The organism is Streptomyces sp. STR69, assembly GCF_024519455.1.
Taxonomy (GTDB): domain Bacteria; phylum Actinomycetota; class Actinomycetes; order Streptomycetales; family Streptomycetaceae; genus Streptomyces.
Genome location: NZ_JALJRY010000011.1, coordinates 78,306 through 91,645 on the forward strand (window position 1 = coordinate 78,306; position 13,340 = coordinate 91,645).

Genomic DNA, 13,340 nt, shown 5'->3' on the forward strand with positions numbered 1-13,340 from the left:
CCGGCTAGCCTCGGAGGCGGGACATCGTCGGGTCGAACAGCGGCTCCGCCGCGACGACCGCCTCGACGCGCTCGTCGAAGTAGCCGATCTGCAACGTCGTTCCGGGGGTGGCGAGTTCGGTGGGCAGCCAGGCGTAGGCGATGCCCTTGCCGATCGTGTAGCCGTAGGCGGCGCTGGTGACGTAGCCGACGGCGCGCTCGCCGTCGTAGACCGGCTCCTTGCCCATGACGACCGAGCGGGGGTCGTCGATGGTGAGGCAGGTCAACTGCCTTTGTACGTCGGCCTTTCGGCGTTCCAGTGCGGCCTTGCCGAGGAAGTCGCCCTTGTCGAGTTTGACGGCGAAGCCGACGCCGGCCTCGTAGGGGTCGTGCTCATAGGTCATGTCGGTGCCGAAGGAGCGGTAACCCTTCTCCAGCCGGAGGCTGTTGAAGGCGCCTCGGCCTGCGATGACGCCGCCGAGGGGCTGGGCCGCCTGCCACAGGGTGTCCCAGAGTTTCTGGCCCTGGTCGGCGGTGGTGTAGAGCTCCCAGCCGAGTTCGCCGACGTAGGAGAGGCGCATGGCGGTGACGGGGACGGTGCCGATGTAGGCGTTCTTGGCGCGGAAGTACTTGAGGCCGTCGTTGCTGAAGTCCTCGTCCGTCAGGGGCTGGAGGACCTTGCGGGCCAGCGGGCCCCACAGGCCGATGCAACAGGTGCCGGGGGTGATGTCGCGGACCTGGACCGTGCCGTCGGCCGGGAGGTGACGGGTGAACCAGTCGAGGTCGAGGTTGCCGTTGGCGCCGACCTGGAAGCGGTCGCGGGCCAGGCGGGCGACGGTGATGTCGCTGCGGATGCCGCCGTCCTCGTCCAGCAGCAGTGTGTACGTCACCGAGCCGACCGACTTGGCGACCTTGCCGGTGACCAGGCCCTCCAGGAAGTCGGCGGCGCCGGGGCCGGTCACTTCGAGGCGTTTGAGGGCCGTCATGTCGTACATCGCGACGGTCTCGCGGGTGGCCTGTGCCTCGGCGCCGACGATGGGCGACCAGTACTGGGCCGCCCAGTCGTTGGGGGTCGGGATCGAACGGCCTTCCACCAGGGCCGAGTTGGCCTCGTACCACTGCGGGCGCTCCCAGCCGTTGGCCTCCAGGAAGAACGCGCCGTGTTCCTGCTGGCGGGTGTGGAAGGGGCTGGTGCGGATCGGGCGCGGCTTACCGGACGGCTGGAGGGGGTGGAGGATGTCGTAGACCTCGACGAAGTTCTGGCAGTCGCGGGCCAGGACGTATTCCGGGGCGAGTTGGTGCTGCTCGAAGCGGTTCACGTCGCACTCGTGGAGGTCGAAGGACGAGCAGAAACCGTCGACCAGCCACTCGGCCATCGCGCGGCCGACGCCCGCCGAGTGCGTGACCCAGACCGCCTCGGCGACCCAGAAGCCCTTGACGTCCGGGGACTCGCCGAGGAGGGGGAAGTTGTCGGTGGTGAAGGAGAAGAGGCCGTTGATGCCCTCCTCGACCTTCGCGTCCTTCGTCGCGGGCAGGAGCGACTGGGTTTCCGTCCAGGCGTCCGCGAAGTCGTCCTCGGTGAACTTGAGGACGGACGGCATGTCGGCCGCCTCGTCGACGGAGAGGATGTCGTCGGCCGAGATGGGCATCGGGCGGTGGCCGTAGTAGCCGATGCCGATGGCGTCGAAGCGGTCGCGGTAGTAGAGGTCGGCGTCCTGGTGGCGCAGGATCGGGCGGACGGCCTCCTCGGTCTGGCCGGCGAGGGCGGGTACCGGGCCGGTCCAGGCGAGCTGGTGGCCGAGCGGGGTCAGCGGGAGGTTCATGCCGACCATGCGGGCGATCTTCGGGCCCCAGATGCCGGCGCAGCACACGACGATGTCGGCGGGGATCTCGCCCTGGTCGGTGAGCACGCCGGTGACGCGGCCGTCGGCCCGCTGGACGTCCAGGACCTCGTGGCGGGCGAGGAACGTCACGCCACGGTCCGTGGCCCTGCGGATCTGGGCCTCCACCGCGAGGACGGCTTTCGCAAGGCCGTCGGTGGGGACCAGCAGGCCGCCGAGGACCCTGTCCGGGTTCACGAGCGGGTGGTGCTCGACGCACTCCTCGGGGGTGAGGAGGCGGGCCTCGATGCCCCAGGCGGTGATCCAGCCGTGACGGCGGTGGAGTTCGGCGACGCGCTCGGGGGTGGTGGCGACTTCGAGGCCGCCGACCTGGAGGAAGCAGGGCTTGCCGTCGACGTCGAGCGAGCAGAACTTCTCGACCGTGTAGCGGGCCAACTCGGTCATGGTCTTCGAGGAGTTGGTCTGGAAGACCAGTCCTGGGGCGTGCGACGAGGAGCCCCCGGTGGCGGGCAGCGGGCCCTGGTCGACCACGGTCACTTCGGTCCAGCCTCGCGCGGAGATCTCGTCCGCCAGCGCCGCCCCCACGACGCCCGCTCCGATGATGACCACTCGGGGTCCCGCCATCGCCGCACCTCCGGCTAGAGAGCAATCGGGTTGCTGTCTGCGCAACATGCTTCAGGTTGCGCAACTCAATGTGCCCGGCGCGAGGAGCGGGTGTCAAGGGGTCCGGGACGCCGGGCGACGCCCCTGATCACCGGCCCGAACACAGCGATGCCCGGTGGGCGGTACGCGTCCGCGCGCACCGCCCACCGGGCATGGTCAACCGGGTTCCCGCTGCGGCTACTTGAGCCAGGCGTCCACCTTGGCCTGGTTGGCGTCGACCCACTTCTTCGCCGCCGCGTCGTCGGACAGCTTGTCCTGCGCTATGTACTTGGCGACGGTGTTCTGGTCCTCGTTCGTCCAGTTGAAGTTCTTCACCAGGTTGTAGGCGGGGCTGCCCGACTTGGCGAACTTCGCGCTGACGATCTTGTCCAGGTCGTAGACCGGGTAGTCGCAGGCGATCTTCGAGGCGACCGCGTCACAACCCGTCGTGTACGCGGGCAGGGCGACCTTCTTCAGCGCCACCTCGGACAGGAACCACTGCGGCTCGTAGAAGTAGCCGATGACCCACTGCTTGTTCTTCTCGGCGGTGCGGAAGGCCTGGATGAGCGCGGTCTCGCTGCCCGCGTACACCACCTTGAAGTCCAGCTTCAGGTTCTTCACCAGCGCGGCGTCGTTGGTGACGTACGACGGGTCGCCGTCGAGGAGTTGGCCCTTGCCGCCCGACTCGGAGGTCTTGAACTTCGACGCGTACTTGTTGAGGTTCTTGTAGTTCAGGATGTCGGGGTGCGCCTTGGCGAGCCACGGCGGCACGTACCAGCCGATGATGCCTTTGTTGCCGGTCTGGCCGGCCTCGACGGCGGTCTTCTGGCCGGTGATGTACTTCTTCTTGAGGTCGTCGTGGCCCCAGTTCTCCAGGACCGCGTCGACCTCGCCGGTCCCGAAGCCCTGCCAGGCGATCTCCTCTTTCAGGTCCTTCTTGTTGACCGTACAGCCGAGTTTTTGCTGCGCGACGTACGCGACGACCGCCGCGTCCGCCTCGTAGCCCACCCACGGGTTGACCGCGAGGTTGAAGGTCCCGCACTTGGCCGAGCTGCCCGAGCTGCTGCCCGAGCCGGAGCCCGAGGACGTGTCGCCGACCTTCGCCCCGCCGCAGGCGGTGAGGGTGAGGCCGAGAACGGCCAGGCCGGCCGCGCCGGTACGCCAGTGTCTTGCCATGGTGTCGTGCTCCTTTAAGCGCTGGTTCGGCGCGCGGCCGCCTGAGTGATCCGGTCGAACATGACTCCCAGCAGGACGATGGCGAGCCCAGCCGCCAGGCCCTTGCCGTACAGCTCGCTCTGCGAGAAGCCGGCCACGACGTCGTAGCCGAGGGCGCCGGCTCCCACCAGGCCGCCCACAACAACCATCGACAGCACATAGATCAGGCCCTGGTTGGTCGCGAGGGTCAGGGCGCTGCGTGCCATCGGCAGTTGAACCTTGGTGATGATCTGCCAGGTGTTGCACCCGGCGGCGGTGGCCGCCTCCACGGTGGTCTCGGGCACGGCCCGTACCCCGTCGGCGGTGATCTTGATGGCGACCGGTACGGCGTAGACGACGGCGGCGACGATCGCGGTGAAGCGGGTCGCGCCGAACAGCGCCAGGAACGGCACCAGATAGACGAACGGCGGCATGACCTGCGCCGCGTCCAGCGTGGGCCGCAGCAGCCGGTCCACCATCGTGCTCCGTCCCATCCACACGCCGAAGGCGATGCCGAACAGCATCACGATCACGGTCGCGACGATCGTCGAGGCCAGCGTGGTCATGGCGTCCGACCACACGCCCGTTCCGACAAGCAGCCCTACGCATACGGCAGTTGTGACCCCGGACCGCCAGCCGCCGACGACCACGCCGATGCCGACCAGAGCCGCGCCGACGAGCCACCACGGGGAGTCGGTCAGCAACGACTGGAACGGGTTGAGCAGACCGTTGGTGATCGCGTCCCGGAAGGCGTTGGTGACGCCGGAGAGGTTGTCCTGCGCCCAAGTCGTCACGCTGTCCGCCGCGTTGGCGATGTGGCTGCCGGTGGTGCCTTCGCCCGGGAACTGCGCCGCCCACAGATACGTGTGCGACAGATAGATCAGCACTACGGCGACCACCGCGCCCGAACCGAGCAGCGGGCGGCGCCACTTGAGGAAGCGGCCGGACGAATTGCGGGCCTGTTCCGCCCGGGTGCTGGACGCGGTGGTGACCCGGTCGAGGACGATGGCCATGATGACGATGGCCAGGCCCGCGTTGAAGGCCGTACCGACGTCGAGCGACTGCAGTGCCTGCATGACGGTCTTGCCGAGGCCGGGCGCGTCGATCAGGGCCGCGATGGTGACCATCGCGAGGGCGGCCATGATGGTCTGGTTGACGCCCATCACCACGGTCCGCTTGGCCATCGGCAGCAGCACCTTCAGCAGCGACTGCCAGCGGGTCGAGCCCATCGAGTCGGCCGCCTCGACGGTCGTCTCCGGGACGTTGCGGATGCCGTGTGCGGTGATGCGGATCGCGGGCGGGGCAGCGTAGATCACCGTGGCGATCACGGCGGAGGCCGGGCCGATGAGGAAGATCAGGGTGAGCGGGGCCAGGTAGACGAAGGTCGGCATCGTCTGCATGAAGTCCAGGAAGGGCGTGATGATCCGGTTGAACCGGTCGGACAGCCCCGCCCACACCCCCAGCGGGATCGCGAACACCAGCGCCACGAGGACCGCGGAGAGGGTGAGCGCCAGGGTGTCCATGCTCTCCTGCCACAGGCCCTGGAGCCCGAAGAAGGCGAAGCCGGCCATGGCGAGGAGCGCGACCCGCCAGTTGCCGACGGCCCAGGACACGAGGCCGGTGATGCCGACGACCCCGAGCCAGCCGATCTGCGGCACCGGCCGGTCGCCGCTCGGCTGCGAGATCAGGTCCTGGACGAAGGTCACCAGGTTGTCGATGACGAGACGGATCTCGTTGAAGAAGTAGAGGAAGAGCGGGTTGGAGTTGCGGTTGGCACCGACCGAGTCGTTGAGGTCGTTGAACCACCGGTGCAGACCGGTGAGATCGGCCGCCGCGAGCGTCAGCGTCTGCTTCCCGCGCAGCACGGCGAACAGCACCAGCCACACGACGAGGATGGCGCCCACCATCATGGGCCGGGTGATCTTGCGGCGCGGGCCCTTCACGTCCGGTACGGCGTCCGCGACTTGCTGCGCGGGCTCCGGTTTCTCCACGGCGACGGTCATCACGCGTCGCCTTCCCGCCCGGCGACGACCGCGAGGATCTCCTCGTCGCCGACGATGCCGAGCAGCTTGCCGTTCTCGACGACCTTGACCGGCCTGTCGGCCGCGAGCACCGCGCGCGTGGCCTCGCGTACGACGACGTCCGGGCCCAACTCGGGTCCGTCCAGGGCGTCTTCGTCCACGGCGGGACGCATGATCCAGCGCAGGGTGAGGACGTCCCCGCGCGGCACGTCCTTCACGAACTCGCGCACGTAGTCGTCGGCGGGCGCGCCGACCAGCTCGTCACCCGTACCGCACTGGACCATCTTGCCGTCGCGCATGATGAGGATGCGGTCGCCCAGCTTGAGGGCCTCGGACAGGTCGTGGGTGATGAACACCATGGTCTTGCCGACCTCGTGGTGCAGACGGATGACCTCGTTCTGCATGTCACGGCGGATCAGCGGGTCGAGCGCGGAGAACGGTTCGTCGAAGAGGAGGACGTCCGGGTCACCGGCCAACGCCCTTGCCAGACCGACGCGTTGCTGCATACCGCCGGAGAGCTGGTCGGGGTAGGAGTTCTCGTATCCCGACAGACCCACCAACTCGACGACTTCCAGGGCCCGTTTGGTCCGCTCGGCCTTGCTCATGCCGCGTATCTCCAGGCCGAAGGACACGTTGTCGACGACCCGACGGTGCGGCAGCAGCCCGAAGTGCTGGAAGACCATGGAGAACTTACGGCGCCGCAGCTCGCGCAGCCGCTTGGCGTCCGCGTCCCGGATGTCCTCGCCCTCGAAGACGATCTCACCCGCGGTGGGTTCGATCAGCCGGGTCAGACATCGCACCAGGGTCGACTTCCCGGAGCCGGACAGCCCCATGACGACGAAGACCTCGCCGGGCGAGACCTCGAAGTTCACATCGCGTACGGCGGCAGTGCAGCCGGTGCGGTCCATCAGCTCACGGCGCGTCAGCCCGCACAGTTCCTCTGAGTCGGGTACCTGGTCCGCCTTCGGCCCGAACACCTTCCACAGCTTGCGCACGGAGATGACCGGGGTGGGGCCCGAGTCCTGGGGCGTGCCGCGCCGCTGCGGCACCTCGGTCTGTGCTGGGGTCACGATCGACCTCTTTTCGGCGTTCAGCCGCGGAACCAGTGCTGCGGCCGGGGTTGGATGTTCTGCCAGATGTGCTTGGGCTCTCGGTACTCGTTCAGGCCGGTCGGTCCCAACTCCCGGCCCACGCCCGAGTGTCCGAAGCCACCCCATTCCGCTTGCGGCACATAGGGGTGGTAGTCGTTGATCCACACGGTGCCGTGCCGCAGCCGCCGGGCGACCCGCTGGGCCTTCCCCGCGTCCTGGGTCCAGACGGCGCCGGCGAGTCCGTACTCGGTGTCGTTGGCGATGCGTACGGCGTCGTCCTCGTCGGTGAAGCGCTCGACGGTCAGCACGGGTCCGAAGGACTCCTCGTGCACCACCCGCATGTCCTGCGTGCAGCCGTCGAGGACGGTCGGCGGGTAGAAGTGCCCGTCGGCGAGGGCCAGTTCGGTCGGCCGCTCCCCACCGCATCGCAGGACGGCACCCTCCGCGATCCCGGCCGCGACATACGCCTCGACCTTCTCGCGGTGCTGTGCGGAGATGAGCGCGCCGGTCTCGGCCTCGGGATCGAAGGGTCCGCCGAGCCTGATCTGCCGCGCACGACGCACGACTTCATCCACGAACCGGTCGTGCAGCGAGTCCTCGACGATCAACCGGGCGCCCGCCGAACAGACTTGGCCCGAATGCAGGAAGACGGCCGTGAGCGCGAAGTCCACGGCCGTCTCGAAGTCGGCGTCGGCGAAGATGACGTTGGGGTTCTTGCCACCCAGCTCCAGCGCCACCTTCTTCACGGTCGCGGCGGCGGTGGCCATGATGCGTTTGCCGGTCTCCAGGCCCCCGGTGAAGGAGACCATGTCAACGGCGGGGTCCTCGGAGAGCGGCGCGCCCACCTCGGGTCCCGTCCCGAGGACGAGGTTGGCGGCCCCGGCCGGCAGCCCCGCCTCCTCCAGCGCCTTCATCAGCAGGATGGAGGTGGAGGGCGTCAGCTCACTTGGCTTGAGGACGATCGTGTTGCCCGCGAGGAGCGCCGGGGCGACCTTCCAACTGGCTTGCAGCAGTGGGTAGTTCCAGGGCGTGATCAGCCCGCACACCCCGACGGGCTCGTAGACGACCCGGCTCACCGCGTCGTCGCGTCCGGTGTCGATGACCCGTCCGGCGTCGGTGCCGCCGATCCCGCCGTAGTAGCGGAAGCAGGAGACGACGTCGGCGATGTCGTACTCGCTCTCCACCAGCCGTTTGCCGGAGTCCAGTGACTCGGCGCGGGCGAACTCCTTGGCGTCGCGCTCAAGGATGTCGGCGGTGCGCAGCAGCAGGGCGGCGCGCTCCCGCTCGGGGGTGCGCGGCCAGGGTCCTTCGTCGAAGGCGCGGCGGGCGGCGGCGATCGCGGCCTCGGTGTCGGGACGCGTTCCCTCGGACACGGTCGCGGTGAGCGTGCCGTCGGCGGGACAGCGGATCTCACGGTGACCGCCGGCCACCGCGTCGCGCCATTCTCCGTCCACATACAGGTCTGCCACGTGTGGAGCCCTTCGAGCGAATTCCGTTGCGCATTGTGCACCGTATTGCTTGTGGTGGAACACCCTGGCGAATGTGCAGACATACGTCAAGGGGTTGGCAGATGACGATTTCGCCATGCGGCCCATTGCCCGGCCGCCTCTTGACCGCGAGCGGCGCACGGCCCAACCATGTTGCGTATCGCTCACCATGTTGCGCAACACGCACCGACGGAGGCCGCCCATGTCCCCTCGACCGCACCCTGGCCGCGAATTCGTCCTCACCCTCTCGTGCCCGGACACCACCGGACTGGTCCACGCCGTGAGCGGCTTCCTCGTCCGGAACTCCGGCAACATCCTGGAGAGCCGGCAATTCGATGATCGACTCAAGGGCCGCTTCTTCATGAGGGTCCACTTCGACGTTTCCGATCCAAACGCCGACCTGAAAACACTGCGTTACCGATTCGGTCCGGTCGCCGAGGCCTACCGGATCTCCTGGACCCTCCGGGACGCCTCCACGCCGACCAGGACCCTGATCATGGTGTCCAAATTCGGCCACTGCCTGAACGATCTGCTCTTCCGCAAGCGCACCGGCGCCCTCAACATCGAGATCCCGGCGATCGTCTCCAACCACCGGGACTTCGAGAGCCTCGCGGACACCTATGGCATCCCCTTCCACCACGTCCCGGTCACCAGGGACACGAAGGCCGAGGCCGAGGCACGCCTCCTGGAGCTGGTGCGCGAGCTGGACATCGACCTGGTGGTGCTGGCCCGCTACATGCAGATCCTCTCCGACGACCTCTGCAAGCAGCTCGAAGGCCACGCCATCAACATCCACCACTCCTTCCTCCCCAGCTTCAAGGGCGCCCGCCCCTATCAGCAGGCGTACGACCGAGGGGTGAAGCTCGTGGGCGCGACCGCGCACTATGTGACGCCGGAGCTGGACGAGGGCCAGATCATCGACCAGGACGTGGTCCGGGTGGACCACTCGCTCGACCCCGAGGAGCTGGTCACGGTGGGGCGGGACGTGGAGGCGCAGGTGCTGGCGCACGCCGTGAAATGGCACAGCGAGAGCAGGGTGATGGTGGACGGGAATCGGACGGTGGTGTTCCGGTGAGGGGGTGAGCGCTGTATACGGCTTTCCAGCGGCGGTACCTGAGGCGCACGCCGGCACTGCCCGGCCTGTCCGCGGCGACGCGAGGCGAGGCGAGGTCGACACCATCCGGCCCATCCGCGGGGACCTGGAACGCAGGCCGGCGAAACAAGCCCGTCCGGCGATCGAGGACGAGGCCCCTTCAGGGCCGAAGCGGGGGTCTGGGGGCGACAGCCCCCGACAAGGCCCACTGCGACGGGGGGCTCTCGGGATACCCGGTGATGCCGACACGGGTGAAGGGACTGCCCAGTTCACTGAGCCGGCGCAGCACAGACAGTGCCCCTTCCAGGCCCCGGCCGACGGATCGGCGTCGGCGGCCGGGACGAACACGTCGTCGACACCGGCCTGTTGGAGCAGGTCGACGACATCCTTGAGGTGTGCGTCGTCCCGGAGCAGCCGCGCGGGCACATGCGGGACCACGCGGTTACGCCGCCCCGCGAGCCGTCCGACGAGGCCGAGGGTCGGCTCCAGGCCCTGGACCGGCGACGCCGTCACCGTGACGACGACATCGCGCGGTACATGGGCGAGGACCCGCCCTACCCGGCCTGCTTCTGGGCGTCGCGGTGGCGGTAGTACACGGCCTTGGAGGGAGCCAGCGGCTCCTTCCCCAGGATCAGGTCGGCCGCCTTCTCGGCGATCATCATGACGGGCGCGTAGATGTTGCCGTTGGTGACGTACGGCATGACCGACGCGTCGACGACCCGCAGCCCCTCAACTCCGTGCACCCGCATGCTGGTCGGGTCGACGACAGCCATCTCGTCGGTGCCCATCTTGCAGGTGCAGGAGGGATGCAGGGCGGTCTCGCCCTCCTTGGCCACCCAGGCAAGGATCTCCTCGTCGCTCTCGACGGACGGGCCGGGCGAGATCTCGCCGTCGTTGTACGGAGCCAGCGCGGGCTGGTTGAGGAGCTTGCGGGCGACCCGGACCGACTCGACCCACTCGCGTCGATCCTGTTCCGTGGACAGGTAGTTGAAGCGCAGCGCCGGGTGCTCCAGCGGGTCCTTGCTCTTGATCTTCACCGAGCCGATGGCGTCGGAGTACATGGGCCCGACGTGCACCTGGTAGCCGTGACCGCCGGCCGGCGAGGAGCCGTCGTAGCGGACCGCGATGGGCAGGAAGTGGAACATCAGGTTGGGGTAGTCGACGTCCTCGTTGCTGCGGGCGAAGCCGCCGGCCTCGAAGTGGTTCGTGGCGGCGGGGCCCTTGCGGAAGAGCCACTGCAGGCCGATGAAGGGAGCGCGCCACTTCGCCATGTACGGCTGCATGGAGACGGGTTGCTTGCAGGCGTACTGGATGTACACCTCCAGGTGGTCCTGCATGTTCTCGCCGACGCCCGGCAGGTCGTGGACGACGTCGATGCCGAGCGCGCTCAGCTCCTCGGCGTTGCCGATGCCCGAAAGCTGGAGCAGCTGCGGGGAGTTGATCGCGCCGCCGCAGAGGATGACCTCGCGGGCGCGCACCTGGTGGACCTTGCCGCGGTGCCGGTATTCGACGCCGACGGCCTTCTTGCCCTCGAAGAGGACGCGGTTGACCATCGCGCGGGTGGTGACGGTGAGGTTGGGCCGCTTCCGTACGGGCTTCAGGTACGCCTTGGAGGCGGAGAGCCGTCGGCCCCTGCTGACGTTGCGGTCGAAGGGTGCGAAGCCCTCCTGCTGGTAGCCGTTGACGTCGTCGGTGCGCGGATAGCCCGCTTCCTGCACGGCGTTGAGGAAGGCGCCGAACAACGGATTGCTGGCGGGGCCGCGTTCGAGGACGAGCGGACCGTCGTGGCCGCGGAACTCGTCGTCGGGCTCGGCCGCGAGGCAGTTCTCCATCCGCCGGAAGTACGGCAGACAGTGCGCGTAGTCCCAGCTCTCCATGCCGGCGTCGGCGGCCCAGCGCTCGTAGTCCATGGGGTTGCCGCGCTGGAAGATCATGCCGTTGATGCTGCTGGAACCGCCCAGCACCTTGCCGCGCGCATGGTAGACGCGCCGGTCGCCCATGTGCGGCTCGGGTTCCGACTCGTACTTCCAGTCGTAGAACCGGCTGCCGATCGGATAGGTCAGCGCGGCGGGCATGTGGATGAAGACGTCCCACGGATAGTCGGGCCGGCCGGCCTCCAGGACGAGCACCTGATTGCCCGGGTCCGCGGAGAGCCGGTTCGCCAGTGCGCTGCCGGCGGATCCACCGCCGACGATGACGAAGTCGTATTGCAGGGGAGCCATGATCTCTCGTCTCGCTCGCGCCGTAGATACGCGAGGCATGCTAATACGGGTATCGCCATACGCACCAGGTTGCGAGCAACGCAACTTGCAAGGTCCGGGTTTCGGGGTTGTTACCAATGGTCGAGCGTGTCGGGGACGGAGGTGGGCAGCGCTCGGGCACCCCCGATACCGGGGTGCGCAGCAGGCGGGGCAGGACTACGGAGCGAGCGGGTGGACCGCGCCCATGGCCTGGTCGAGGAGCCGGGGCAGGGGCAGGGGCAGGGGGACGGTGCCGTTGCGCCGGTCCGGCGGACCACCCCGAGGCGCAGAAGTTTGCGCATGTGCAGGTAGCACCCCTGGTGGCGGCTGCGCACCGAGGGCGACCGGACGATCACCCGAGCCGTTGCGAGTTCATCGAGTCTTCGAGTCGATGGAGAGGCGGGGCGGGGCGGGGCGGCGATTCGGCCACGACGGGTACCCCCGTGGGCCCCGCAATTCGGGGGTGCGTGAGCGGAGCACCCCGCAACCACGGGGCAGGGAAGCGACTCAAACACGCCTGTTCGAAACCAGCGGCGGGCTCGTTGTCCCGGTCATCATCAGTCGTCCCCAACCCGGCCTGTACGCAGCCCTGTTGGTGATGCGTTCCGGTGGCCGCCGAACACACCGCCACCGGCCCATGCCCGCTTGCCCACCTGGTCGACCTCTGGAGGAACCATGAACCCCAACCCCGTCGTCTGCGCCCATCCCGTCCCCGGACGGCCCGAGGCGACTCGGGCGGCTGCCGGTCCCCGTACGACGTTCGGCGCCAGTGCCGCCGTATCGCCCGTCGCGGATACGTCACGTCCGACACCGAGGTGGGGGGCATGACCGACCCGAACCTCCTTCCGGCTCCGCTCCGTTCGTGGGCCGAGAACACCCTGGGCGCGCTCACCGCCGCACGCCGTCTCCCGTCCGGTTCGTCACCCGCGACCGTGTGGCATGTGGTCCGCGGGTCCGACAATGCCCGCTTCCACCTCAAGACCGCGCCGTCGCCTGGGGCCTTCACCCGGGAGACGTTCGCCTACCGGCACGCCGTGCCCGCCCTCGGTCCCGGCAACGCGCCGCGCCTGGTGGCCACTTCGGCCCGGCACCTGGCCATGATCCTGACCGCGCTGCCCGGCGCACCCCTGACGCAGGTGCGGCTGACGGAGGCCGCGCTGCGGACGGTCCACTGGCGGGCCGGGATGCTCGTCGCCGAGCTGCACCAGGCCGGACGGCCCACCACCACCGCGCGCCGCGAGGCAGCCGCGCTCGTGTCCCGTCTCGCCGACGCGGCGCCACGCCATGCCGAGACGGCCGGTGACCGGCTGTCGGCGGAGGACCACAAGTTCGTCATGGTGCTCGCCGACCACCTGTGTGTCCTGGACCGGCTGCCCCTGGGCTTCATCCACGGAGGCGGCATCGAAGCCGGCCTCCGCTGGTCCGGCACCGCGCGGCCGGCCCTCCAGGACTTCGACCGGGCGCGTTTCGCCCCGGTCGTCGTCGACTTCGTCCACCTCGCCTACGGGCTGTGGGCCGAACGGCCGCGCGTGCGCACCGCGTTCTTCGACGGCTACGGCCGCACGCTGGGCGCCGAGGAGCGGCAGGCCCTGCGCTGTCTGACGGGCCTGCACGCGGTGCGGTCGCTGGCCGAGGGCCTGGTCCGCGCGGACCAGGTGGCGGTGGACAGCGCCCGGACGGTACTGGACCGGCTCAAGAGCGAGGTGGGCGTGTGAGGTCCCGCGTGAACACCGTCCTGTCCGGCGGACCGTCC

The 13,340-nt window shown here is 68.9% G+C and carries 8 protein-coding genes and 1 pseudogene; 2 read left to right on the top strand and 7 right to left on the bottom strand.

Annotation, left to right across the window (positions count from 1 at the left end):
• Positions 1-4 precede the first annotated feature (4 nt).
• The 5 genes from OC490_RS21490 to OC490_RS21510 all read right to left on the bottom strand — a co-directional run bounded on the left by OC490_RS21490 (position 5) and on the right by OC490_RS21510 (position 8,236).
• Entirely contained in the window at positions 5-2,443 is a 2,439-nt protein-coding gene (locus OC490_RS21490) for an FAD-dependent oxidoreductase (protein ID WP_262059599.1), read from the bottom strand.
• 216 nt (positions 2,444-2,659) lie between these two features.
• Positions 2,660-3,637 carry an ABC transporter substrate-binding protein gene (locus OC490_RS21495; RefSeq protein ID WP_262059600.1) on the bottom strand — a complete coding sequence of 326 codons (978 nt, stop codon included), beginning with the start codon at positions 3,635-3,637 and terminating at the stop codon, positions 2,660-2,662.
• 14 nt (positions 3,638-3,651) lie between these two features.
• Positions 3,652-5,658: an ABC transporter permease gene (locus tag OC490_RS21500; RefSeq protein WP_262059601.1), complete on the bottom strand. Its 2,007-nt coding sequence runs from the start codon at positions 5,656-5,658 to the stop codon at positions 3,652-3,654.
• Positions 5,658-6,746 carry a glycine betaine/L-proline ABC transporter ATP-binding protein gene (locus OC490_RS21505; protein ID WP_262059602.1) on the bottom strand — a complete coding sequence of 363 codons (1,089 nt, stop codon included), beginning with the start codon at positions 6,744-6,746 and terminating at the stop codon, positions 5,658-5,660. Before OC490_RS21505 ends, OC490_RS21500 begins: the two co-directional genes overlap by 1 nt.
• 20 nt (positions 6,747-6,766) lie before the next feature.
• A complete protein-coding gene (locus tag OC490_RS21510) occupies positions 6,767-8,236 on the bottom strand; it encodes an aldehyde dehydrogenase family protein (RefSeq protein ID WP_262059603.1) in 1,470 nt (489 codons plus the stop codon).
• 220 nt (positions 8,237-8,456) lie between these two features.
• On the opposite strand from OC490_RS21510, the gene purU reads away from it, so the two are divergent.
• A complete protein-coding gene (gene purU, locus OC490_RS21515) occupies positions 8,457-9,329 on the top strand; it encodes a formyltetrahydrofolate deformylase (protein WP_262059604.1) in 873 nt (290 codons plus the stop codon).
• Between the two features lie 232 nt (positions 9,330-9,561).
• Here the strand turns inward: purU and OC490_RS21520 are convergent.
• Both OC490_RS21520 and betA read right to left on the bottom strand, forming a co-directional pair.
• A pseudogene (locus OC490_RS21520) lies at positions 9,562-9,899 on the bottom strand (5,10-methylenetetrahydrofolate reductase); the annotation flags it as partial.
• A 2-nt stretch (positions 9,900-9,901) separates the two neighbouring features.
• Positions 9,902-11,569: a choline dehydrogenase gene (gene betA, locus OC490_RS21525; protein ID WP_262059605.1), complete on the bottom strand. Its 1,668-nt coding sequence runs from the start codon at positions 11,567-11,569 to the stop codon at positions 9,902-9,904.
• An 842-nt stretch (positions 11,570-12,411) separates the two neighbouring features.
• Here betA and OC490_RS21530 point away from each other — a divergent pair.
• A complete protein-coding gene (locus tag OC490_RS21530) occupies positions 12,412-13,302 on the top strand; it encodes an aminoglycoside phosphotransferase family protein (RefSeq protein WP_262059606.1) in 891 nt (296 codons plus the stop codon).
• The last annotated feature ends 38 nt before the right edge of the window (positions 13,303-13,340 follow it).